This window comes from Streptomyces sp. NPDC030991, from assembly GCF_055571235.1.
Genome location: NZ_JBVIFR010000028.1, coordinates 1 through 22,152, shown reverse-complemented (window position 1 = coordinate 22,152; position 22,152 = coordinate 1). Strand labels below are relative to the sequence as shown.

The following is a 22,152-nucleotide window of genomic DNA, read 5'->3' as shown; positions in this document are numbered from 1 at the left end:
CCCCGGCGCACACACCGCGGTCAGCCGTATCGCGGCAGCTGGGGAGACTAGGGTGGGAGCGTACGCCCGTGGACTCGCGGGGACCTCGCATGAGCACGAAGCGGAGGCAGCGGTGGCCGAGAGGGAGGGCATCGCCACTGTTCTCGGCAATCTACGTCCCCACGGCGCGGGACTGATCGGCGGCGATCCGGCGCTGTGCGCCCGGGTGCTGCACGTCGACGGCATCGCGGTCTCCCTCGCCACCAGCACCATGGGCACGGGCCTGGGTGAACTGGTGTGGTACTCGTCGGCCACCAGCGCCCGGCTCGAGGATCTCCAGTACACGCTGGGCCAGGGGCCCGGACCGGAAGCGGTCGCCACGTGCGCCGCCGTGTCGGAACCGGACCTGTCGCGGGTGGCCGCCGGCCGCTGGCCCGCCCTCCTGCCCGACGTCCTGGATCTGGGGGTACGGGCCGTGTTCGCCCTCCCCCTCCATGTGGGCGGGGCGTGCCTGGGGACTCTGACACTGCAGCGCGCTGCGGCGGGTCCGCTGGAGGGTTCGGCCACGAGCGACGCGCATCTGCTGGCCAGGGCGCTGACCGCGGTCGTGCTGGCCGAACGCCGGGGCCCGGACGCGTTCGCCGCGGCGGAGAACGGCAGCGACTTCTACCGGGCGGTCGTCCACCAGGCCACCGGCATGGTCAGCGCGCAAGCGGGGGTGCCCTTGGCGCAGTCCCTGCTGTTGCTGCGGGCGCACGCCTACCGGCACGGGCTCACCGTGGTGGACCTCGCCGAGGACGTGGTCGCGCGCCGGGTGCGCTTCACGGAAGACGGAATCGAGCCGGACTCGTCTGGCCAGGGAAGGGAAGAGGGTCCATGACTCGCGAGCAACGCCTCCTGGAGGCCATCGTGGAGGCAGTCGACACGCTGGTCGACGACTTCGATCTCATCGAGTTCCTGCACCGGCTGTGCGACCGCTGCCTGGAGCTCCTTGACATCTCAGCCGCCGGAGTCATGCTCGCCGACCCGCACCACGGGCTGCAGCTGATCGCCGCGTCCGACGAGCACACCCGGCTGCTGGAGGTCTTCGCCCTGCAGCACGACGAGGGCCCCGTCGTGGAGTGCTACCGCGACGGCCACGCCCATCTGACCATCGACCTCACCTCGCCCGGCGCCACCCGGACCTTTCCCGCGTTCGCCGCCCGCGCCCGCGAAGCGGGTTTCGCCACCACACACGCCCTGCCGATGCGGCTGCGCGGGCAGGCCGTCGGCGCGCTCAACCTCTTCCACACCCGCCATCAGGTCCTCTCGGACGCCGACGCCCGCGCGGCGCAGGCACTGGCGGACGTGGCGACCATCGCCATCCTCCAGCAGCGCACCGTCGGGCAGAGCTACGTGGAGCGCGCCCAGCTGGAACAGGCACTGTCGAGCCGTATCGTCATCGAGCAGGCCAAGGGCTTTCTCGCCGAACGCTGGCAGACGAGCCTGGACGAAGCCTTCGACGCGCTGCGCCAGCACGCCCGTACGCACCGGATGCGCCTGTCCCTCCTGGCCGCCCAGATCGTCGACGGCAGTCTGGACATCGCTCGAATGACCCGGCCCTGACCCCTGCGCACGCGGAGACATGAGTGGATGACGCCCGACACCAGGCCAACGCCTGGAACCTGCTTTCCCAGGCCGCCCCGCCGGCGGACGGCCCCCTGACCCTGAGTGCCGCGGGCGCCGTCTGCGCGACCGACCTCGGGGTCGACGCGATGGGCGTCACCCTGATCAGCGGCGGTGAACTGCGGGTACTGGCCTGCGCCACCGACGAGGTCGCCCACCGGCTGGAGAACACCCAGCTGGTCACCGGCGAAGGGCCCTGCACCGAGGCGTTCGTCCGCCGGGGCCTCGTGGAGGAGGGCGACCTGTACCGGGCCGTCGAGCGGTGGCCCGCGTTCGCCACGGAAGCGGCCCAGCTGGGGATCCGGTCCGTGGCCGCCCTGCCCCTGAAGGTCGGCCACATGTGCATCGGCGCGATGGATGTCTACCTCCGCCGTTCACAGGCCCTGAGCGAGGAGCAGCGGGACAGGTCACACGCCTGGGCCCGGGTGCTGACTCTGCTGGCGATCGACGAGCACCCCCACATCCTGCACGTCGAGGCGGTCGCTCCGCGGCCCGGGCCGCAGGGTTACCCCCCGGCCGTCCACCAGGCCGCCGGCATGCTGGCCGCCAAGAACGGCTCCACGCCCGACGAGGCCCTGGCCCGCCTGCGCGCGCACGCCTACGCCAACGCCATCCCGCTGGGCGAGGCCGCCCAGCAGGTCATCGACGGACGCGGCAAGTCCGAGGAGCCGGACAGCCCCTGACGGCCCCCGCGTGTCGTCGCGCGGGCCGTCAGGGGCTGTCTTTGAATCAGACCGGTTCCATGGGGTTCAGGATCACGAGAGCTTGTGGCGAAAGTGGATCCTGGTCGCCGAGTCCACCTCGTGCCGGTTCACAGGGCGATCACGATCTTGCCGTGAACGTGCCTCTCGGCCTGTGTCGTCACGGCTTCGCGGATCTGCTCGACCGGGAAGGTCGCCGCGATCGGAACCGTGATCTCGCCGGCATGGATCGCGTCGGCGATCCGTTCCAGGGTGCCCGGACCCGCGTCGAGGGCTCCGGCCTTGCGGACACCGGGCGGCAGGGCGGGGCCGTCGGCCACGACGGAGATCCGCTCGGGTGCCACGCCGAGCTTGAACGCGGTCTCGGCCGCCTCCCTTCCGAACAGGTCGGTTGCGGCGGTGATCCCCTCGGGCGCCAAGGCCCGCACCCGGTCCGCCAGGCCAGGGCCGTACGCCACGGGTTCGGCGCCGAGCCCGCGCAGGAATCCGAACGTGCCCTCGGATGCGGTGCCGATCACCCGGGCACCCGCGAGCTTCGCCAGCTGCACGGCGAAGATGCCCACGCCCCCCGCCGCTCCACCGATCAGGACGGTGTCCCCGGCGCGGAGTTCGATCGCGGTGAGCGCGGCGGAGGCCGTCAGACCGGACACCGGAAGCGTGGCCGCCACCTCGTCGCCGATGCCGTCCGGGGTGGGCCACAGGTCTGCGGCGGGGGTCTTGACCAGCACGAAATCCGCGACGGACCGGCCGATCGCCGCCCCGAACACCCGGTCGCCGGCCGCGAATCCGGTGGCTTCGGCGCCCACTTCGTCCACCACTCCGGCGAAGTCGCTGCCGAACCCGGCCGGCAGGGTGATGCCGAACCGCGCCGCCATGTCGGGCTGGGTGGTGATCTGCCAATCCATCGGATTCAGTCCGGCGGCCGTGACCCGGACGCGAACCTCGTCCGGCGCGGCGTGCGGCTCGGGTATCTCCTGCAGTTCCAGTACTTCGGGACCGCCAGATCGCCGGTAACGGACAGCTCTGCTCATCGATGACTCCTGGCCAGTGATGGGACTTGGTCTTATCGACCGTACACCACTGATGGGACCAAGTCCCGTACACTGTCCCCATGGCTCGCTGGCAACCCGACGCACCAGGACGACTCGCCGCCGCTGCCCTCGACCTCTTCGAGGAACAGGGCTACGAGAACACGACCGTGATCGAGATCGCGGAGCACGCCGGGCTCACCAAGAGCACCTTCTTCCGGCACTTCCCGGACAAGCGCGAGGTGCTCTTCGGCAGGGGCGCGATGAGCGGTCTCCTCGTCGAAGGGATCGCGTCGGCGCCGCCGACGGCCGGGCCGCTCGGCGCGGTGGCGGAGGCCCTGGACGCGCTCGGCCGGACGTTCTTCACGGCCGATCGCCGCGAGTTCAGTGGGCGGCGCCAGGCCGTGCTGAACGCCCATACGGAACTGCGTGAACGCGAGGCCCTGAAGAGGATCGAGCTCACCGCCTCGATGATCGAGGCCCTCGACCGCCGCGGAGTCCCGAGCCTGTCCGCGCGCGTGGCCGCGCAACTGGGCGCGCTCGCCTGGGAGATCGCCTACGACCAGTGGATCGACGCCGACAACAGAGAGGGCTTCGGCCCGCTGGCACGACAGGCGCTTGCCGACGTACGCGCGGCCGGAGCCGTGCACTGATCAGTGATCACTGATCAGGAATATGGCTGGTCACGACAGACAGGCGGGATCAGGGTTCGGTCATTGACGCCCCGTGAAGATCCCTGCCGTCGCCATCATCACCCGGCGTCGCGCCTTCGCCTCGTCGTCACCGCCCGCCGCAGGTCACCATCGGCAAGATCGCCGGCTTCGCCCGGGGCGCCGGCAACGAGTTTCTGATGTACCTCGACATGCGGTTCGCGGCGATCGGCCGGTCCGGCCAGGCCCAGCCCGAGGCCGTGATGGACATCCTTCCCGGCGGCGGCGGAACGGTGAACATGGCCCGTCTGCTCGGCCGGGCACGCGCCCTGGAACTGCTCCTCGGCAGCGAGCTGGTCGACGCCGAGCTGGCCGAACGGTACGGCCTGGTCAACCGTGCGGTCCCCGCGGACGAGATCGACGCCTTCGTCGACCGGCTGGCGCGCCGGATCGCTCGCCTGCGCCCCGAGGTCGTCGCCGCCATCAAGGCCACCGTCGAGACCATCACCCCGAGAATCCCCCACCAGGCGTACGCCGTGGAGAACACCGCCCTGTTCTCCCTGTTCACCGACGACATGGTCGCGTCGGCCCACAAGCAGCTCGCTGCGGGCGTGCAGACCCGGGAGGGCGAACGCGACCTGGAGCGCATCCTCGACAGCCTCTGATCGGCGGAGCCTGCGGAAAACGCCCAGGCCCTTGTTCCTCAAGGTCCCGAAGATCGTTGGACCTCAAGGAACAAGCTCAGGGGCTGCCTCTTTCGCGTACCCGGGTTCAGGCGGCCGTGGCCGGTTCCGGGGTGTCGCGGTCGGTGCTGTCGGCCGGGTACTGCGCGAGCGGCCCGCGGACGTACTGCGCGGCGACCAGGTCCCCGGCCTCCTCCGCGGTGGAGACGGCGGGCGGGGAGCCCTCCAGCGGCAGCCGCGCGGTCTCCTTGACGAACAGGACGGCGACCGCGCCGATCACCGACGCGAACATGATGTAGAACGCCGGCATGAGGTTGTTGCCGGTGGCGCTGGTCAGGCCCTCCATCACCAGAGGCGTGGTGCCGCCGAAGAGGGAGCCGGCCACGTTGAAGGAGATGGCGAGCGCCGAGTAGCGCACCTCCGTCGGGAAGAGCGCGGGCAGAACGGCGGACATCGTCGCGAGGAACGCCAGCAGGCACAGCCCGAGCAGCAGCAGACCGGCGTAGATCGCCACGTGCCCGCCCGTGCGCAGCAGCAGGAACGCGGGCAGGGTCAGTACGACGAAGCCGGCCATGCCGGCGAGCAGTACGGGCTTGCGGCCGATGCGGTCGGAGAGGCTGCCGAGCGGGTGCACGAGGCACATCAGCACGATCATGACGATGACGAGGGCGACGAGCCCGGCGGTGGAGCCGTACTGCAGCTCGTCGGTGAGGTAGGTCGGCATGTACGACAGCAGGCCGTAGTCGGCGATGTCGTAGGCGGCGACGAGGATCATGCAGAGCAGCAGCGCGCGCCAGTGCTCGCGGAAGAACGGGCCGAAGCGGAACTTGGGGCGCTCGGCCCGGCTCTGCTCGCGCTCCAGTTCCTGGTAGGCCGGGGTGTCCTCCAGCTTGAGCCGCATGTACAGGCCGACCACGCCGAGCGGACCGGCGACGAGGAACGGCACGCGCCAGCCCCAGGAGGTCATGGCGCCGTCGTCCAGGACCGTCGTCAGGATCGTGACGAGCCCGGCCGCGCCCACGTACCCGGCGAGCGTGCCGAACTCCAGGTAGCTGCCGAAGTAGCCGCGCCTCTTGTCGGGCGCGTACTCGGCGATGAAGGTGGCGGCGCCGCCGTACTCACCGCCGGTCGAGAAGCCCTGGATGACGCGGAAGAGGAGCAGCAGGGCGGGCGCCCAGATCCCGATGGCGGCGTAGGAGGGCACCAGGCCGATGCCGAAGGTGCCGAGCGCCATCATGATCATCGTGAGGGACAGGACCTTTTTGCGGCCGATGCGGTCACCGAGCGGGCCGAAGACGAATCCGCCGATCGGCCGCAGCAGGAAGGCCGCGGCGAAGGCGCCGAAGGAGGCGAGGGTCTGGGCCGTCGGGTTGCCCGACGGGAAGAACACCTTGCCCAGGGTGACGGCCATGTAGGAGTAGATGCCGAAGTCGAACCACTCCATGGCGTTGCCGAGCATCGCGGCTTTCACCGCGCGCCGAACCGTGGGCTCCTCGGTCACCGTGATGTCGCTGCGCCGCAGCTTGGGGTTGCGGCGCCGCTCGATCGCCCGGAACAGTCCCCGGTGGCGGCGTACCGCCTCCGGATCCCATTCCGGCTCACTCTCACTTGCCGCCTGCGTCGTCTCCGCGCTCACGGACGGTCTTCCTTCCTCTGGCTTCCCGCCGGACAGGAGCGCCCCGGTTGTCCCGGTACGTACCATCGCTCTCCACGATCGATGATGTGCCTCCTGGGACGGAGGCGCATCACCGTCCGAACGAAAAGGTGAACACCTTCAGACAGCCCCATGTGCCCACTGATCGTCTGTCCACGCAGGAAAAGGCCCCCCTACGTTGTTCTGCGGGACGGGTGGCCGGTGCGCGCCGCACGGCGCAGATGGGTCAGGCGCGAGCCGCGGCCTCGTCGGCGTCGGCGGGCTGCTCGCCGACGGGCACGGTACCGGCGGCGTCCCGCACTGCCGGGATGAGCGCGGCGACGGCGGCGGACAGCAGGGCGACGCCACAGCCGATCATCAGACCGGTACGGAATCCGTCCTCGGAGGCGAAGCTGACGCCGCCCAGGCTGGTGGTCATCTGGGCCAGGACCACACCGATCACGGCGGAGCCGATCGTGGTGCCCAGCGAACGCATCAGCGCGTTGAATCCGTTGGCGGCGGCCGTCTCGGAGAGGGGCACGGAGCCCATGATCAGGGCAGGCATGGCGCCGTAGGCAAGGGCGACACCGCTGTTGATCACGATGCCGGCGATCATGACGCCCCAGGCGGTGCCCATGAGCGGCAGGGCGACGCCGTAGCCGAGCGCGATCACGACGGCACCGCAGATGAGGGCGGACTTCGGGCCGCGCGTGTTGATCAGCTTCCCGCCCAGCGGGGAGATGAGCATCATCATGACGCCGCCGGGCGCGATCCACAGGCCGGCCGCCAGCATCGACTGGCCCAGGCCGTAGCCGGTGGCCTCCGGGAACTGGAGCAGTTGCGGCGCGATCAGCATGAAGGAGTACATGCCGACGCCGATGAGGATGGAGGAGATGTTGGTGAACAGAACGCGCGGACGGGCGGTGGTCCGTAGGTCGACCAGCGGGTCACGGGTGCGCAGCTCGTAGCCGCCCCAGACCAGCAGCGCGACGACGGCGACGGCGAACAGTCCGAGCGTGGTGCCCGAGGCCCAGCCCCAGTCGGCGCCCTTGGAGATCGCGAGCAGCAGCGAGACGAGACCGATGGCGAGCCCGACCGCGCCGGGCGCGTCGAAGCGCTGCCCCTTGGCGGCCGCCGGAGCGTCCGGCACGATGATGAAGATCATCAGGCCGACGAGCAGGGCGAGGACGGCGGACCCCCAGAACAGCACCCTCCAGTTCGCGTACTGCGCGACGGCGGCGGCTATCGGCAGGCCGATCGCGCCTCCGATGCCCATGGAGGCGCTGACGAGGGCGATGGAGCCGCTGAGCTTCTCCGCGGGCACGACGTCCCGCAGCAGCGCGATGCCGAGCGGCACCATGCCCATGCCCATGCCTTGCAGGCCGCGTCCGACGATCATCGGCACGAGCGACGAGGAGAGCGCGCACACCACCGATCCGGCCATCAGCGGCACTACACAGACGAGCATCATGCGGCGCTTGCCCACGAGGTCACCGAGGCGACCCGAGACGGGGACGCACACGCCCGCGACCAGCAGGGTGACGGTCACCACCCACGCCGCGTTCGACGACGACGTGTGCAGGATCTGCGGCAGTTCGGCGATCAGCGGCGTCACCAGTGTCTGCATGATCGCGGCGACGGTGCCGGCGAGCGCGAGGGTGGCGATGACCGCGCCCGCCCGGCTGCTCGACTCGGGGGCATCCATGACGGACTCCTCAATCTCTCCACGTAGGAAACGATGTGCATAGTACACATGGCATGCATCATGCATATTACGTGTACGTGCCACATACATGAAGGGGAGCCGCAATGGCTTGCGATAACGTCGGTCCGGGAGGACGCACGTACATGGACAAGCCATCGCACCTGGTCGAGTTCGAGCACATGGTTCTCGGCCGCCATCAGTTCGGCAACGACAGGCGCCGCCGGCAGCAGGACCGCCTGGAGCGGAGCGCGTACATCATGCTCAGCCGGATCCGGGTGCAGGGGCCGATGTCGATCGGCCAGCTCAGCGAGGCGTTCCAGCTCGACGCCTCCACCCTCAACCGGCAGACGGCGGGCGCGGTCAAAGCGGGGCTCCTCGAGCGGATCCCCGACCCCGAGGGCGGCATGGCGCGCAAGTTCCGCCTGACCGAGGAGGGCGGGCGGCGCCTCGACGTCGAGCGCGAGGTGCACATCAGCGAACTCGACAAGGTCTTCGAGGACTGGTCGGCCGAGGACGTGGAGACCTTCGCCCACTACGTGCAGCGGTTCAACACGAGCATCGAGCGGCTCAGCGGCCAGCCCTGGCCCCGTTCCTGAGCACGTACGCGCACGCACCGTGGGGCGCTCGCCTCCGGGGCGGACCGGGGACGGCAGGTGCCGTACACGAATCCGGGCGTGCCCCCCATGGAGCAGAGCGCCGCACTGACCGGGTGAACGCATCGTGATCACTGTCGACCCAATGGAAAAACTCACGTCGGGACAGTCGGCGGAGCTGCGGCGCCAGGCCCGACGAGTCGGCGAAGTCGCCCACGGGGAAGCGGAGTTGACCGTGGGAGTGGTGACGGTGGGGCCGCACGCCTGGCCGGCCGCGAGGAGGCAAAGGGCGTGGCGCGGGGCAGGTCGGCGCTTGCGGACCTCTTTCGCCCGTTACGCTTCACAGTGTCTAGGGCGCCAAATGGCGGGCGCCGAATACTGGAGGCAACACTTCATGCTGATCGCCCAGCGACCCTCGCTGACCGAAGAGGTCGTCGACGAATTCCGCTCCCGGTTCGTGATCGAGCCGTTGGAGCCGGGCTTCGGTTACACCCTTGGCAACTCCCTGCGCCGGACTCTGCTCTCCTCGATCCCGGGTGCGGCGGTCACGTCCATCCGTATCGACGGTGTCCTGCACGAGTTCACCACCGTGCCGGGCGTCAAGGAAGACGTCACCGACCTGATCCTCAACATCAAGCAGCTCGTCGTCTCCTCGGAGCACGACGAGCCCGTGGTGATGTACCTGCGCAAGCAGGGCCCGGGTCTGGTCACCGCCGCCGACATCGCGCCCCCGGCCGGTGTCGAGGTGCACAACCCCGACCTCGTCCTCGCCACGCTCAACGGCAAGGGCAAGCTGGAGATGGAGCTGACCGTCGAGCGCGGTCGCGGCTACGTCTCCGCCGTGCAGAACAAGCAGGTCGGTCAGGAGATCGGGCGCATCCCGGTCGACTCGATCTACTCGCCGGTTCTCAAGGTCACGTACAAGGTCGAGGCCACGCGTGTCGAGCAGCGCACCGACTTCGACAAGCTGATCGTCGACGTCGAGACCAAGCAGGCCATGCGTCCCCGCGACACCATGGCGTCGGCCGGCAAGACGCTGGTCGAGCTGTTCGGTCTCGCCCGCGAGCTGAACATCGACGCCGAAGGCATCGACATGGGCCCGTCCCCCACGGACGCCGCCCTGGCCGCGGACATGGTGCTGCCGATCGAGGACCTCGACCTCACCGTCCGTTCGTACAACTGCTTGAAGCGCGAGGGCATCCACACCGTGGGTGAGCTCGTCGCACGCTCCGAGGCGGACCTGCTCGACATCCGCAACTTCGGTGCGAAGTCGATCGACGAGATCAAGGCCAAGCTCGCCGGTATGGGCCTCGCGCTCAGGGACAGCCCTCCCGGGTTCGACCCGACCACCGCTGCCGACACGTTCGCCTCCGCGGACGACGCGGACACCGGTTTCATCGAGACCGAGCAGTACTGATCCTGGTGCTGTCCGCTCGGTAGGCGGCCGGGGTGGGCGACGTCCTGTCGCTCGCCCCGGCGCTCCGGCCGAGGCGCGGGGTCATTCCTCGCGCAGCTGTTCCAACCCCTGCTCCCACCGCTCCTCGCGCTCCGCCTCCGACTGCTCCCACCAGGCGGTGCCTCGTTCGCCGAGTGCGGTCTTCGCCAGCTGGACCCGGGCCCGCGCCCGGCTCTCGGCTTCGGCGTCCTCCTGACGCAGAGCGTCACGCACGGCCCGGCGGGCCGCCATGAGCTGCCGCCGGAGCTCCGCCGCGACCTCCTCGGGCACCGACGGATCGGTGGCCCGCCATCTGCGGCCGTTAATGACGATGTAGCGGCCTTCGTCGCTCGGCTCGCCGCCGCTCTTCCTCTGCACAGGACGAGTCTGCGCCGAACACCCTCCGCCCGCACATCGGCTCGGGGCCCCTCGGTTCCTGAGGGCCTCCGCGATCCGCTCGGCGAAGCGCCTCAGCGGCCTTCTCGGCGTCGAACACCCGTGAATTCGGAGTCAGTTGGCGGGGCAACGCGCTGGTCGTCGCCCCGCCCGTGCCATGAGCGGTCTACTCCTGAGGGCGTGGGGGGTGGCGCACGGTCTGCCTGAGGTTCTGCGCGACCTCGTGCTGGTTCAGCTCGTGCTCGTGCGCGTAGTCGGCGACCGCGGTTCTGACCTCCTCGGCGGCACCGAACCACACGAGGCGCTGTGTCTCCCGCTCGGCGTCGTCCAGGCGCTCCAGCTTCTTGCCCTCGACGTCGGCCGCGCGCTGCATTTCGATCAAGTCGTCAGGTAGCTCCACGAACGGATCTTAAGCAGCCCCCGCGGCGCGGCGCAGCGGGCGCGGCGCCTGCCGCGCAAAAAAGTTGCAGAGCCCCCGCCACCCCGGGGGCCCGCGGGAACCGAAGCGGGCGATCTATGCGATGTATCCCGGTTTCGAAGGCGGTGAGGGCTTCATGGTGGGACAATGGATGGGTTTCTCCCGTGGGGAGGATGGGATGCGGGTGCCGGTGTGGGAGGTCGAGCTGTACGTGGTGCTGCGCGGCGGGCCGAATCGGGCGCGGGCGCGCCGCCGGCCGACGCCGACAGCCGCGCGGGGCCGGCGTCCGGCCGGCGCTGGGCCCCGCCGCTTCCCATGGAGCCCCTGGTGGCCGCGCGCGTCGCCGAGCGAGTGCGAGGCGCGGTGAGCGGCGGACCGGCCGAGGGGCAGGGCCACAACGTCCGGATGGCGCTGAAGCGCACCCCCATCACGGCCCACTACTTCATGACCCTGGACTTCGAGGGCGAGCTCGACACCGGCAGCATTCCCGCGCTGTGCGAACTCACCTCGCAGGTCCTGGCCGAGGGCAGCCGGCATCTGATCATGGATCTGTCCGCGGTGACCCGCTGCGACAACGCCAGTTTCTACACGCTCCTGGGCATCCGCCAGGCCGTCCACCTCGCCGGCGGCAGCCTCACCCTCGCCAACCCCAGCCGCTGCGTGCACGAGGCCCTGTCGCACAGCGTGCTGCGGGATCAGCTGCCCCTGCACGACCTGACCGCCCGGGAGCGGCCCGGTGACGGTCAGGAGTGGAAGTAGATGTGCGTGGTCGTGCCGTGCTCCGGCGTCGAGTGGACTCGGACGAGGTCGGCCACCACGTTCACCAGCAGGAGACCGCGCCCGCCGCGCTGGTCCCCGGCCGGGAGCCGGCGGCCGGCGAGCGGGTCGTCGAGGAGTCCGGCGTCGTGGACCTCACAGATGATGTGCTGGTTCTGGGCCCAGATCCGCAGCGAGCCCTCTCCCCCGCCGTGCACCACGCTGTTCGTCGTCAGCTCGGCGACGGCCAGCTCGAAGTCGTCCAGGCGTGAGCCGGGCAGGCCGAGGTCGGCCGCCTGGCGGGTCGCGTACTGACGGACCGCGGTCAGGGTGGCCCTCGCGTAGGCCGTCGCCGCCACGCCGCGCGGCGCGCTCAGCGGCTGGTTGTAGCGGTCGACCAGCACCTGAGGGGCGTACTCCGCGCTGACGGTCCGCGTGCCGGAACGGATGACCGTGGGGTGGGTGGCCCAGGCGTCGGCGAGCACCGACTCCGCCAGCCGCGTCGTGTCGTACGGGCAGAGAATCGTCACGTCACGGCCCTGGAAGGCCAGGTTGATCAGCGCCTCGTGCTGCGCGCACGCGGGGTACTCGGTCTCGGAGCGACCGGCCCAGATCGGCTCGCCGATGATGCGCGGGCGCCGCCCGGGGTGGCTGTCGGCGAAGGCGCGCAGCACCCGGGGGATGATCCGTCCCGGGTTGCGGCCGGCTCGCGTCATGTCGAGCAGCCGGACGTCCTGGGCCTGCTCGCCCAGTTCGGCGCGGATGAGGGCGAGGCCCGGACCGGGCACCGCGACGGCCACCGGGTCGCCGGCGGCGAGACCCTCGCGGACGAACGGTACGGTGCCGGCCAGGTACTCCTGCTCGTCCCGGTAGAACAGGGCCGGATGGTCGAAGGGTTCGGTTGCGGACACGGTGCTCATGCGGCGGACACCTCGATGGCGGGCAAATCGGGCCAGAACAGTTCCAGCAGGCGGCTCATACTGGCCGGCGGGCGGTCGAGCACGACGCGTCGGCCGCGGTCGAGGTTCTGCGCGGTGACCGCCAGAGCCGTGACCCCGGCGATGTCGACGAAGGTCACCGCCGAAAGCTCGAGGTGATACGCATCCTCGCCATGCTGGACCACGCGCTCCAGGGCTCTCTCCCACGTGTCGTGCGTGGGCAGACAGATCTCCCCGGCCACTTTCAGTCCGGCGCGGCCCGTCAAGGGAGAGAACCTCAACTCGGCCACACGGATCGCGCTTCCGCCTTCCGGCGAATAGCTCGCCCGCGGCTCGGTCACTTCGCTCCCCCACTCCTCTGAGATGTCCTGGACTGTATCCCGGAGCCTGAACACCGCTCTCAGGATACCGACTCGTCGCGGGCGGGGCCCCGGGGCGCAGCAGGGTCGCCGTGGGCGGTCACCGGCCCGGTGCGGTGTTGGCGATCGCGGTGGTGGCGCAGTAGCCGATGGGGCCCGCCGCGTCGTACAGGGTGCAGTGGCCGACGGCGATGCCGTCCTCGGCCGTGTGCGCGCCGGCCTCCAGGCCGATCTCGTCGCTGAGCGGGAGCCGGCTCAGGCTCAGGGTGTAGTCGGCGTTGATGTAGTGCAGGCCCTCGTCGCTCGCGTGGGCCATGGGGCTGGCGGTGTCGGCGGCGAGGGTGACGCGCACGAGAGGGGAGACGGACTCCCCGGCGACCAGCGGCCGGGTCTCGCGCAGCCAGGCGCGGCGGCGCCCGTCGCCCCGCCACTCCCGGACCGGCCGCAGCTCCTCGTCGAACCGCCAGAAGGTGTGCGACGTGTGGGGCGCGGGGAGTGCGTCGGGCGGCGGCGCGTCCCAGGGGCCGGTGGCCGGGACGTGTCCGGGCGGTGGGGTGCCGGTACGCAGCAGTACCGCGCTGACGCGCGCGAGCGGCACGCCGTCGCTGTGCACGACGGCGTCGGCGACTCGGATGCGGCGACCGTCGCGGACCCGGTCGGTCCGGACCCGGACGGGGGCGAAGGGCGCGCTGCGGAAGAGATCGACGGTGAGCCTGGCGAAGTGCATCCCCTCGGCGGCGTGCTCGCGCTCCAGGGCCCGCGCGGCGAGGCCGCCCAGGAGTCTGCCGTGCACGGTGCCGGGCGCCCACCAGCCCCGCGCGTGCGGTCCTGGGACGAAGGCGTCGCCGTCGAGGGTGAAGTAGGGCGCCGCGTTCTCGGTCTGGGCCACGAGTGGGCCCCCTTTCCGTACGGCCCCCTGCCGGGCCGTGCCGATGTTCCGTACTGCTACGGGAGGTTGAGCGGGTCGAGTCTGCGGATGAGGACGAGGGTGGCCCGGCAGACCGCGTCGGCGTCCCGCTTGCGCGAACAGGTGCCGATCTCCCGGCCTGCCTCGCCGATGACCGAGGTGAGGACGCCGACGACGAGCCGGTCCACGGGTTCGCTGCCGGCTCCGAGCAGCACGGCGTTGCGGCGGATCCACTCGCGTCCGCGCGCGCGGCGCATCAGCTCGAAGCCGGGTGGCCCGTCGCCGTCCATCCAGAGCCGGACCAGGTCCCGCCTGCGCCAGCAGCCGTCGAGGAAGCTCCGGGTGCCGACGAGGAAGAGCTCCAGCGGGTCGCTCTCGCCGGCTTCCCTGGCCCGGGCCACAGCTTCGGAGGCGTCGCGCTCGCGGACGTCCTCGTAGTCCTCCCAGAGGGCCACGAACAGCTCCGTCTTCCCGCCGAAGTGGTGGTAGAGGCTGCCGACGCTGGACCCGGCGCGGCGCACCACCGCGACGATGGCGGAGTCGGTGAAACCCTGTTCGCAGAAGATCTCGCGGGCGGCGTCGAGCAGGGCTCGCCGGGTCTGCTCCGAACGGTTCCACTGCCAGGCGCCGCCCTTGGGCGCGGTCCGCCCCGCCTTGCGTGTCATCCGAGCCGCCCCTCTGCCGCCGGGCCGTCCCCGACACCGCACCCCATACCGAACCGCATTTTAGAATCCTCCAACTCGATGCACCAGAAGCACGGTTGAAACTCTTCCGACCTCTTGACCGACTGCTTCGCGGCAGGCACGTTGAACACATTCCTGGATTCCCGTTCTAGGAATTCGCGGCCGTCCGGCGCGCTCGCCGGGCCCGCTTGCGGAGCCTGTGGAAGGGGACACCGCCGTGGTCGACTTCTCACTGTCCACCGAGGAACGCCAGATCCGGGACACCGTCCGGGCCTTCGTCACCAAGGAGGTGATGCCGCTGGAGCAGGAGGTCCTGCGCAACGAGCGGGCGGGGGCCCCGGGCATCTCGCTGGAGGTCATCACCGAACTCCGCGCCAAGGCACGCGCGTCCGGCTTCTGGGGCGTCAACACGCCGGAGGAGTACGGGGGGATGAACCTCGGCGCGGTGATGTCGGCGATCATCGCGATGGAGACCGGCCGGACCTTCGTCCCCTTCAGTTTCGGCGGCAGTGCCGACAACATCCTCTACGCCTGCGACGACGAGCAGAAGCAGCGGTATCTCCTGCCGACCATCGAGGGCGAGCGGCGTTCCTGTTTCGCCATCACCGAGCCCGGGGCCGGCTCCGACGCCCGCAACATCCGCAGCCGCGCCGTGTGCGACGGCGACGACTGGCTGATCAGCGGTGAGAAGACTTTCATCACGGGCGGCAACGAGGCGGACTTCGTGATGGTGTTCGCCGTCACCGACCCGGAGAAAGGTGCCGACGGAGGCGTCACCTGCTTCCTCGTCGACCGTGACATGGGCTGGAAGTCCGAACCGATCGCGACCATGGGCGAGTGGGGCCCGGCCTCGCTCGTCTTCGACGAGGTGCGCGTCCCGGGCCGCAATGTCCTCGGCGAGGTCGGCAACGGGTTCGAGCTCGCCATGCGGTGGATCGGCCAGGGCCGCTATCTCATCCCGGCCCGCGCGATCGGCTCCGCCGAGCGGATGCTGCAGATGGGCGTCGACTACGCCAGGACACGGCACTCCATGGGCCGGCCCATCGCCGACTACCAGGCGATCCAGTGGCACATAGCCGACTCCCAGGTGGAGATCGAGTCGGCGAAGTGGCTCACCCTGTACGCGGCCTGGCGGGTGCAGCAGGGGCTCGACGCCCGGCACGCCTCCTCCATCGCCAAACTCAACGGCGCCGTGATGGCCAACCAGGTCGTCGACCGCGTCCTGCAGATCCACGGCGGCATGGGCTACACCAAGGAGCTGCCGATCGAGCGCTGGTACCGCGAGCTGCGGCTGTTGCGGATCTTCGAGGGCACCGACGAGATCCAGAAGCGTACGATCGCCCGCAACCTCCTCAAGGGCCACGCGCGGCTCGGCGGGATCGGCGAGTGACCCCGCGGCGCCGGGCGGGCGTCGTCGGGGTCACCGGGACGGACAGGGAATCCCGGCCGTCCCGGGACGGCGTCGCCCGGGGCCGGCTGCGCCGCCGGCACTGCCGCGACTGCGCACGGGCCGTCTTCGCCGCGCGGGCCGTCGGCCCGCACTGCTTCTCGGACGGGCTGGGGCAGTCCACCGCGAGCGGCACCGGGACGGTCCACCCGCAGAAGGTCGTCCACCGCGCCTTCGGGGCCTTCGGGGAGCAGGTCCCCTTCACCATCACCCTGACCGATCTCGACGAGGGAGCCCGCATGATGTCCAGGATCGTCGGCGGGACACCGGTGTCGATCGGCGACCGCTTCCGGCCGCACGTGCCACGGCTCGACGACGGGCCCGGGGACCCCGAACTCCCCTGTCTCCGCGAGGAGGTGGACGCGTGAGCGACCCCGAGAAGACAGGCACCGCCGGCTCGCTGCGAGGGCTGTTCGCACCGACGTCCATCGCGCTCGTCGGCGCCACCGACAAGTCCGGCTGGTCCCTGAGCACGTACCAGAACCTGCTCACCCAGGGCTTCACCGGCCCTGTCCACCTCGTCAACCCGCGCTCGTCCCACGTGCACGGGCGCCCGGCGCACAAGAGCCTCACCGACATCGGCCGACCGGTCGACCTGGCCTTCGTCATGGTGCCGACCGGTGTCGTCCTCGACGTACTGCGCGAGGGGGCCGAGCTCGGGATCCGCAACTACGTCGTGCTCACCGCCGGGTTCGGCGAGACCGGCGCGCAGGGGCGCGCCCGCGAGGAAGCCCTGCACGCCTTCGTCCGGGAACGGGACCTCAACGTCCTGGGTCCGAACGGCAACGGGTACGTCAACGCCGCCGCCGGTGTCACCCCGTACGGCCTCGCCATCACCCAGCCGCCACCGGCCGGCCCGGTCGGCGTGGTGCTGCAGAGCGGGGCGCTGGCCAGCGCCGTGCTCACCTTCATGCACGCCCGCAACATCGGCCTCAGCATGCTCACCTCCATGGGCAACGAGATGTCGCTCGGTGTCACCGATGTCGTCGACTATTTGATCGACGACCCGGCGACCAAAGTCATCGCCCTCTTTCTCGAAACGGTGCGCCACCCGCGGGAGTTCGCCCGGGTCGCCCGCCGCGCGGCGCGTGCGGGGAAACCGGTCGTCGCGCTGAAGATCGGCGCCAGCCGCCTCGCCTCCCGCACGGCCCAGGCCCACACCGGCGCGCTCGTCGGTGACGACCGCGTCGTCGACGCCGCCTTCCGGCAGCTCGGCGTCGTCCGTGTCCACTCGCTGGAGGAGCTGATCCTCACCGCCGGACTGCTCGCCCGCACCGGACCGCTGCCCGGCGGACGGATCGGCGTGGTCACTCCCTCCGGCGGGGCCTGCGAGCTCATCGCCGACCGCGCCGAGCAGGAGGGCCTGGAGATACCGCCGTTCGCGGCCGCCACCACGGCCCGGCTCAAGGAGAGCGTGCCCGATTTCGCCACCGTGCAGAATCCGCTCGACGTGACCGGTTACGTACTGGTGGACCGCACCCTGCTCGCCCGCGCGCTCGACACCGTCGCCGCCGACCCCGGGATCGACGTGGTGCTCGCCCTCGTCGACCTGCCGCGCACCGAACCGGCCGACCCCGAGGCGGCCCGCGCGTACTTCGGCGCCCTCGCCGACGCCGTCCACCGGGCGGGCAAACCCGTCGTGGTCAGTGGCAACGTCCTCACGGACGTCACCGAGGCCGGGCGCCAGGTGCAGGCGGAGACCGGATTCCCGTACATCGCCGGCGGCATCGACCACGCCATGAAGGCGCTGGGCGCGGCCGTCCGCTGGTCCCGCTCGCTGCCCGGCGTGGACCGCGCCGACCCGCCCGACCCCGGCTCCGTCGATGTGCTCCCCGGACAGCCCGGCGAGGCATGGGCGGAACACCGGGCCGCGCGGCTCCTCGCCGACCACGGCGTGCCCGTGGTCCCTTCCGCCCTCACCGCGGACGAGCACGACGCGGTCGCCGCCGCCGAGCGGCTGGGCTACCCCGTCGTCCTGAAGGCGGCGGCCGAAGGCTTGCGGCACAAGAGCGACATCGGCGGCGTCCGGCTGGGCCTCGCCGGACCCGACGCCGTCCGCGGCGCCTTCAAGGAGATCCGCGACGCCCTGCGCCGGCACGGCTACGCGACCGACCCGGCCGGCCCTTCCAGCCCCTCCGTGCTCGTACAGCCACAGCGCACAGGCGGCGTGGAACTCCTCGTCGGCGTCGTCCGCGACCCGGCCTGGGGCCTCACCCTCGCGGTCGGACTCGGCGGCGTCTGGGTCGAGATCCTCGCGGACTCGGCCCTGCGCCTGCTGCCCGTCACCCCGGCGGACGTCCGGAGTGCCCTCGGCGAACTACGCGGAGCGCGGCTCCTCGACGGCGCACGCGGCACCGAACCCGCCGACCTCGGCCCGGTGGCCGACGCGGTGGTGCGCATCGGCGAACTCGCCCGCGCGCTCGGCCCGCGCCTGGAGTCCCTCGAAGTCAATCCCCTTCTGGTCTCCGGTGCCCGGGTGGAGGCGCTGGACGCGCTGGTCACCTGGGCCTGAGAGGGCTGTCCTGACGTTCGGGGTGCCTACTTCGGCGGCTCGACCGTCGGGCTGCCGGACGACGCGCAACTGCCGTCCGCGTCCGACGTGGACATCCTGCGCGAGAAGCGCGAGGTCGTCACCGCGTGATCGACGCCGTCGGCCGCAACCGTCGGGGCGCGCGAGGAGTCGTAACCGCCATGATCGGAACACGTACGCGCTTTGCCGCGCGGTCGACGCCCGATGTCTTCACCGCGGCAGGTGTCGGAAGTCTGGGCCTGGCCGCCGTCGCGAGCTGGAGCGACCCCTTGATGGTCGTACGGGAGCGGGTCGTCCCGGGCTGGGTGGTGAGCGCGGCCCTTCTGGTGGCGGCACTCGTGTTCCGGCGGGCCCTCGACCGGGCGAAGCCCCCGACCGGCCCCTCGGAGCTGCCCCGGAAAAGAGCGAAGGGGACACGGCTGGTCGGCCTTCTGCTGACCGTCGCGGCGGTCTCCGGCACCGGCTGGGGAGCGGTGGACGACCTGGTCTCGTCGGCGCAGTACTACGTGCTGCGTCCGGCCGGGCCCGGCGGTTGCACGGCTGTGGTCCGAGAGACGTCCTTCCTCGTGAGCGGCAGTGGTGAGGCGTACGCGGTCGGGCGCACCGGCCTGTCCTGGGGCGAGGCGGGAGCCTGGACGGTCGACGACGGCTACCGGCCCGTCGCCGATGGGCACTACGCGTTGGATTGGCGGGCGGACGGTGGGCTTCTGCGCGTCAGCGGCACGCCCACCGACCCGGTGCTGCGCGGAGGATGGACCGACATCGACTGCGTCTGGTGACTCGCCGCTGCCCCACCGAGGCGTCGCCATCGGGCCATCCTCGGCTGTGTGAAGGACGGCGGCACGCTGGAGGCCGGCGCGTCCGGCCTGACAGGGGACGCGCGACGAATGGCGCAAAGCAGGCCGTACGGCGAGGTGCTCCGGCCCGCGATGTGCTTCCCTCGGCGCAAGCGGCCCGGCGACGGCGGCGGGCGCGGACGTGGGTGCGTGTACGGCTGCGGGTGTGGATGTGGGGGTCCGCGTCGCAGTGATGTGGACGTCCCGGTATGCGCGCATCCGGCCAACCCCCTTGCGTCCGCAGGCAGTTCGCGACCGTCCCAACAGGTGATCAGGACAGGGAAGGCGCCCGCATGTCCAGGTATCCCCAGTGGCCGTCGGGGCCGCTGTCGCCGTCCCGCACGAGCCGGGCGGGTGGGTGGCCGGTGAGCCGGGCCGCTTTGTCCGCCCTCTCCTGGCTGACCAGCCCGCTCTCGCCGGACGACTACCTCGGCCTGCTCGACCCGCTGTGGTCGGCACGGCATCCCGCGGGCCGGGTCGGCGCGGTACGACCGGAGGGCCCCGGCGCGGTCACCCTGACCGTCCGGCCGGGCCGGGGCTGGCACGGCCACCGGGCAGGGCAGTACCTTCCGCTCGGCATCGAGATCGACGGCGTACGGCACTGGCGCACGTACTCGATCACCTCACCGGCCACCGACAGGCCCGCCGAGGTCACCGTCACCGTGAAGGCCCGCCCCGACGGGACGGTCTCCTCGCATCTGGCGCACCGGATCACACCCGGCACGGTGCTCCGTCTCGGTCCGGCGCAGGGCGCCTTCGTGCTTCCGCGACCGCTGCGCCACCGCATGCTGTTCGTGACGGCCGGCAGCGGCATCACACCTGTCATGGGGATGCTGCGGACCCTCGCCCGGCACCAAGGACCCGTTCCGGACACGCTTCTTCTGCACAGCGCGCCGTCACCGGACGAGTGCCTCTTCCGTGCCGAACTCGCTTCGCTGAGCCGTAAGTTGTCCTGGTTGAGCGTCCGCGTGACCCATACGCGTACGGACGGCAGGCTCACCGCGGACCGGATCGCCGCGCTCTGCCCCGACTGGCACCGCCGGGATGCCTGGGTGTGCGGACCGGCGGGCCTGCTCGACGCGGCCGAGCGGCAGTGGGCCGCCGCAGGCGTACGCGAGCGACTGCGCCTTGAGCGCTTCCACCTGGCGCCGGTGCGGTCGACCGGCGCCGCTGCCGCCGGCGGCCGGGTGCGGTTCGCGCGCAGCGGCACGGAGGCGGCCGCGACGGGCGCCACGCCCCTCCTCGCGGTCGGTGAGGAGGCGGGCGTGGCGATGCCTCACGGGTGCCGGCGCGGTATTTGTTTCGGCTGTCTCGTCCCGCTTCTCGACGGTCGCGTGCGCGATCTGCGGACCGGTGAGGAGCACGGCGGGCCGGGCGAGTCGATCCAGACCTGCGTCAACGCCGCGGCGGGTCCGCTCGTCCTCGACCTGTGAACCATCGACACGTGAACCATGAACCTGCGCACCATCGACCCGCGCACCATCGGCCCGCGCCCAACGGCTCGCGCACCATCGGCCTGTGAATTCTTGGCCTGTGCATTCTCGGACGGACAGCAGCCCCGGACATCAGAGCTCTCCAAGGAGGCCTCACCTTCATGAACGTCACCATGGACGTGCCCACGGACCTGCCCGCACACCCGCCCCTGGCCGACCCCGGGCCCGGCGACCCGCCTCCCGCGGTGGAGCCCGGCACCGACCGCGCGGAGGAGCTCGGCCGGGAGCTCGACCGGCTCCGGGCGGAGATCATCGCCGCCCGCGGACCGGACGACGCCCACTACATCCGTACGGTGATCGCGGTCCAGCGCGGCTGTGAGGTGAGCGGCAGGCTCGCACTCGCCGTCTCCCTGTTCCCGCCGGCCTGGGTGGCGGGCACCAGCCTCCTCGCGGTCGCCAAGATCCTGGAGAACATGGAACTCGGCCACAACGTCCTGCACGGCCAGTGGGACTGGCTCGGCGATCCCGCGATCCACTCGACGACCTGGGAGTGGGACTTCCTCACCCCGGCCGACGCGTGGAAACACACCCACAACCACCTCCACCACACGTACACCAACGTCGTCGGCCGCGACCGCGACCTCGGGTACACCGTCCTGCGGATGAGCCCCGACCAGCCGTGGCGGCCGGTCCATCTGTTCCAGCCGCTGTACACCGCCCTGCTCGCGCCCGTCTTCGAGTGGGGCATCGCCCTGTACGACCTGGAGGCCGACGCGGTGACGGCCGGCCGCAAGAGTGTCGGTGCCTTCCTGCGTGACGCGACCGACCTCGCCCGCAAGGCCGTTCATCAGGCGGCCAAGGACTACGTCCTCTTCCCGCTCCTGGCCGGCCCGTCCGCGCTGCCCTGCCTCGTCGGCAACCTCACCGCCAACGGCGCCCGCAACATCTGGGCCCACACCATCATCTTCTGCGGCCACTTCCCCAGCGACGTGCAGACCTTCACCGAGGACCGGCTCGACGGCGAGAACCGCGGCGACTGGTACCTGCGGCAGATCCAGGGCTCGGCGAACATCGAGGGGAGCCCCCTGCTGCACCTCCTCTCCGGCAACCTGAGCCACCAGATCGAGCACCACCTCTTCCCCGACCTGCCCAGCAACCGCTACGCCCAACTCGCCCCGCGTGTACGGGAGATATGCGACCGGTATGGCCTCCCCTACGTCACGGGGCCACTGCGGCGCCAGTACGGCTCGATGTGGCGCCGCGTACTTCGCCACGCCCTGCCCTAGGCCGTTTCTGATGGCTCTTGGTGTGCTGGGTGGATCTTTTGGTCGGGTGGGAAGTGGCTTCGTATGGTGCGACGACATGAACTCACCGACG

General features: G+C 71.1%; 23 protein-coding genes. 14 read left to right on the top strand and 9 right to left on the bottom strand.

The features are described from left to right. The first annotated feature begins 112 nt into the window (after positions 1-112). From ACZ45E_RS35115 to ACZ45E_RS35105, 3 genes are read left to right on the top strand one after another with little or no spacing between them, the layout of a single operon-like run. On the top strand, positions 113-859 hold the full coding sequence (locus ACZ45E_RS35115; RefSeq protein WP_468229104.1) for an ANTAR domain-containing protein: 747 nt from the start codon (positions 113-115) through the stop codon (positions 857-859). After that, entirely contained in the window at positions 856-1,584 is a 729-nt protein-coding gene (locus ACZ45E_RS35110) for an ANTAR domain-containing protein (RefSeq protein ID WP_468229101.1), read from the top strand. The genes ACZ45E_RS35115 and ACZ45E_RS35110 overlap by 4 nt, the downstream gene beginning before the upstream one ends. A gap of 23 nt (positions 1,585-1,607) precedes the next feature. Further along, the gene (locus ACZ45E_RS35105; RefSeq protein ID WP_468229099.1) at positions 1,608-2,327 is read left to right on the top strand and encodes an ANTAR domain-containing protein; all 720 of its coding nucleotides are present in this window, start codon (positions 1,608-1,610) and stop codon (positions 2,325-2,327) included. A gap of 128 nt (positions 2,328-2,455) precedes the next feature. Here the strand turns inward: ACZ45E_RS35105 and ACZ45E_RS35100 are convergent, their stop codons facing one another. Further along, complete coding sequence (locus ACZ45E_RS35100) at positions 2,456-3,376, bottom strand: NADP-dependent oxidoreductase (protein ID WP_468229096.1); 921 nt, start codon at positions 3,374-3,376, stop codon at positions 2,456-2,458. An 80-nt stretch (positions 3,377-3,456) separates the two neighbouring features. Between ACZ45E_RS35100 and ACZ45E_RS35095 the strand changes: the two genes are divergently transcribed. Together ACZ45E_RS35095 and ACZ45E_RS35090 are read left to right on the top strand one after the other, a co-directional pair. After that, positions 3,457-4,026: a TetR/AcrR family transcriptional regulator gene (locus tag ACZ45E_RS35095; RefSeq protein WP_468229093.1), complete on the top strand. Its 570-nt coding sequence runs from the start codon at positions 3,457-3,459 to the stop codon at positions 4,024-4,026. A gap of 197 nt (positions 4,027-4,223) precedes the next feature. After that, positions 4,224-4,688, top strand: a complete 465-nt coding sequence (locus ACZ45E_RS35090) for an enoyl-CoA hydratase/isomerase family protein (RefSeq protein ID WP_468229091.1) — start codon at positions 4,224-4,226, stop codon at positions 4,686-4,688. Between the two features lie 106 nt (positions 4,689-4,794). Here ACZ45E_RS35090 and ACZ45E_RS35085 read toward each other — a convergent pair whose 3' ends face one another. Continuing rightward, entirely contained in the window at positions 4,795-6,342 is a 1,548-nt protein-coding gene (locus ACZ45E_RS35085) for an MFS transporter (RefSeq protein WP_468229088.1), read from the bottom strand. Positions 6,343-6,586: 244 nt separating this feature from the next. Continuing rightward, complete coding sequence (locus ACZ45E_RS35080; protein ID WP_468229085.1) at positions 6,587-8,044, bottom strand: MFS transporter; 1,458 nt, start codon at positions 8,042-8,044, stop codon at positions 6,587-6,589. A 143-nt stretch (positions 8,045-8,187) separates the two neighbouring features. Between ACZ45E_RS35080 and ACZ45E_RS35075 the strand changes: the two genes are divergently transcribed. Beyond that, positions 8,188-8,640, top strand: coding sequence for a MarR family winged helix-turn-helix transcriptional regulator (locus ACZ45E_RS35075; protein ID WP_468229083.1), 453 nt, complete (start codon positions 8,188-8,190; stop codon positions 8,638-8,640). A gap of 391 nt (positions 8,641-9,031) precedes the next feature. Further along, the gene (locus ACZ45E_RS35070) at positions 9,032-10,054 is read left to right on the top strand and encodes a DNA-directed RNA polymerase subunit alpha (protein ID WP_468229081.1); all 1,023 of its coding nucleotides are present in this window, start codon (positions 9,032-9,034) and stop codon (positions 10,052-10,054) included. Between the two features lie 81 nt (positions 10,055-10,135). Here the strand turns inward: ACZ45E_RS35070 and ACZ45E_RS35065 are convergent, their stop codons facing one another. Both ACZ45E_RS35065 and ACZ45E_RS35060 read right to left on the bottom strand, forming a co-directional pair. Beyond that, positions 10,136-10,450: a hypothetical protein gene (locus ACZ45E_RS35065; protein WP_468229079.1), complete on the bottom strand. Its 315-nt coding sequence runs from the start codon at positions 10,448-10,450 to the stop codon at positions 10,136-10,138. Positions 10,451-10,634: 184 nt separating this feature from the next. Beyond that, positions 10,635-10,868: a hypothetical protein gene (locus tag ACZ45E_RS35060; RefSeq protein WP_468229076.1), complete on the bottom strand. Its 234-nt coding sequence runs from the start codon at positions 10,866-10,868 to the stop codon at positions 10,635-10,637. Positions 10,869-11,213: 345 nt separating this feature from the next. Between ACZ45E_RS35060 and ACZ45E_RS35055 the strand changes: the two genes are divergently transcribed. Further along, positions 11,214-11,645: an STAS domain-containing protein gene (locus ACZ45E_RS35055; protein WP_468229074.1), complete on the top strand. Its 432-nt coding sequence runs from the start codon at positions 11,214-11,216 to the stop codon at positions 11,643-11,645. On the opposite strand, the gene ACZ45E_RS35050 is transcribed toward ACZ45E_RS35055, so the two are convergent. From ACZ45E_RS35050 to ACZ45E_RS35035, 4 genes are all read right to left on the bottom strand, one after another. Beyond that, positions 11,630-12,562 carry an anti-sigma factor RsbA family regulatory protein gene (locus ACZ45E_RS35050; RefSeq protein ID WP_468229070.1) on the bottom strand — a complete coding sequence of 311 codons (933 nt, stop codon included), beginning with the start codon at positions 12,560-12,562 and terminating at the stop codon, positions 11,630-11,632. The two genes, ACZ45E_RS35055 and ACZ45E_RS35050, sit on opposite strands and share 16 nt — an antisense overlap. After that, positions 12,559-12,921, bottom strand: coding sequence for an STAS domain-containing protein (locus ACZ45E_RS35045; RefSeq protein ID WP_468229067.1), 363 nt, complete (start codon positions 12,919-12,921; stop codon positions 12,559-12,561). Before ACZ45E_RS35045 ends, ACZ45E_RS35050 begins: the two co-directional genes overlap by 4 nt. 118 nt (positions 12,922-13,039) lie before the next feature. Then, the gene (locus tag ACZ45E_RS35040; protein WP_468229065.1) at positions 13,040-13,828 is read right to left on the bottom strand and encodes a thioesterase family protein; all 789 of its coding nucleotides are present in this window, start codon (positions 13,826-13,828) and stop codon (positions 13,040-13,042) included. 56 nt (positions 13,829-13,884) lie between these two features. Continuing rightward, a complete protein-coding gene (locus ACZ45E_RS35035) occupies positions 13,885-14,511 on the bottom strand; it encodes a TetR/AcrR family transcriptional regulator (protein WP_468229062.1) in 627 nt (208 codons plus the stop codon). Positions 14,512-14,746: 235 nt separating this feature from the next. On the opposite strand from ACZ45E_RS35035, the gene ACZ45E_RS35030 reads away from it, so the two are divergent. The 6 genes from ACZ45E_RS35030 (at position 14,747) to ACZ45E_RS35005 (ending at position 22,061) form a co-directional block, all read left to right on the top strand. Then, a complete protein-coding gene (locus ACZ45E_RS35030) occupies positions 14,747-15,919 on the top strand; it encodes an acyl-CoA dehydrogenase family protein (RefSeq protein ID WP_468229059.1) in 1,173 nt (390 codons plus the stop codon). Continuing rightward, positions 15,916-16,344, top strand: coding sequence for a Zn-ribbon domain-containing OB-fold protein (locus ACZ45E_RS35025; protein ID WP_468229056.1), 429 nt, complete (start codon positions 15,916-15,918; stop codon positions 16,342-16,344). Before ACZ45E_RS35030 ends, ACZ45E_RS35025 begins: the two co-directional genes overlap by 4 nt. After that, positions 16,341-18,488 (top strand): acetate--CoA ligase family protein, encoded by a 2,148-nt coding sequence (locus tag ACZ45E_RS35020; RefSeq protein ID WP_468229053.1) that lies wholly within the window; start codon positions 16,341-16,343, stop codon positions 18,486-18,488. Before ACZ45E_RS35025 ends, ACZ45E_RS35020 begins: the two co-directional genes overlap by 4 nt. A gap of 179 nt (positions 18,489-18,667) precedes the next feature. After that, the gene (locus ACZ45E_RS35015; RefSeq protein WP_468229050.1) at positions 18,668-19,285 is read left to right on the top strand and encodes a hypothetical protein; all 618 of its coding nucleotides are present in this window, start codon (positions 18,668-18,670) and stop codon (positions 19,283-19,285) included. Between the two features lie 422 nt (positions 19,286-19,707). Next, on the top strand, positions 19,708-20,775 hold the full coding sequence (locus ACZ45E_RS35010) for a ferredoxin reductase (protein ID WP_468229264.1): 1,068 nt from the start codon (positions 19,708-19,710) through the stop codon (positions 20,773-20,775). 161 nt (positions 20,776-20,936) lie between these two features. Further along, positions 20,937-22,061, top strand: a complete 1,125-nt coding sequence (locus tag ACZ45E_RS35005) for a fatty acid desaturase family protein (RefSeq protein ID WP_468229047.1) — start codon at positions 20,937-20,939, stop codon at positions 22,059-22,061. Positions 22,062-22,152 lie beyond the last annotated feature (91 nt).

Coding starts and splice junctions, on each gene's coding strand:
- ACZ45E_RS35075 (WP_468229083.1), top strand. CDS start 8,188: ATGGACAAGCCATCGCACCTGGTCGAGTTCGAGCACATGGTTCTCGGC.
- ACZ45E_RS35035 (WP_468229062.1), bottom strand. CDS start 14,511: ATGACACGCAAGGCGGGGCGGACCGCGCCCAAGGGCGGCGCCTGGCAG.
- ACZ45E_RS35015 (WP_468229050.1), top strand. CDS start 18,668: ATGATCGGAACACGTACGCGCTTTGCCGCGCGGTCGACGCCCGATGTC.
- ACZ45E_RS35090 (WP_468229091.1), top strand. CDS start 4,224: ATGTACCTCGACATGCGGTTCGCGGCGATCGGCCGGTCCGGCCAGGCC.
- ACZ45E_RS35110 (WP_468229101.1), top strand. CDS start 856: ATGACTCGCGAGCAACGCCTCCTGGAGGCCATCGTGGAGGCAGTCGAC.
- ACZ45E_RS35080 (WP_468229085.1), bottom strand. CDS start 8,044: ATGGATGCCCCCGAGTCGAGCAGCCGGGCGGGCGCGGTCATCGCCACC.
- ACZ45E_RS35050 (WP_468229070.1), bottom strand. CDS start 12,562: ATGAGCACCGTGTCCGCAACCGAACCCTTCGACCATCCGGCCCTGTTC.
- ACZ45E_RS35070 (WP_468229081.1), top strand. CDS start 9,032: ATGCTGATCGCCCAGCGACCCTCGCTGACCGAAGAGGTCGTCGACGAA.
- ACZ45E_RS35100 (WP_468229096.1), bottom strand. CDS start 3,376: ATGAGCAGAGCTGTCCGTTACCGGCGATCTGGCGGTCCCGAAGTACTG.
- ACZ45E_RS35005 (WP_468229047.1), top strand. CDS start 20,937: ATGAACGTCACCATGGACGTGCCCACGGACCTGCCCGCACACCCGCCC.
- ACZ45E_RS35095 (WP_468229093.1), top strand. CDS start 3,457: ATGGCTCGCTGGCAACCCGACGCACCAGGACGACTCGCCGCCGCTGCC.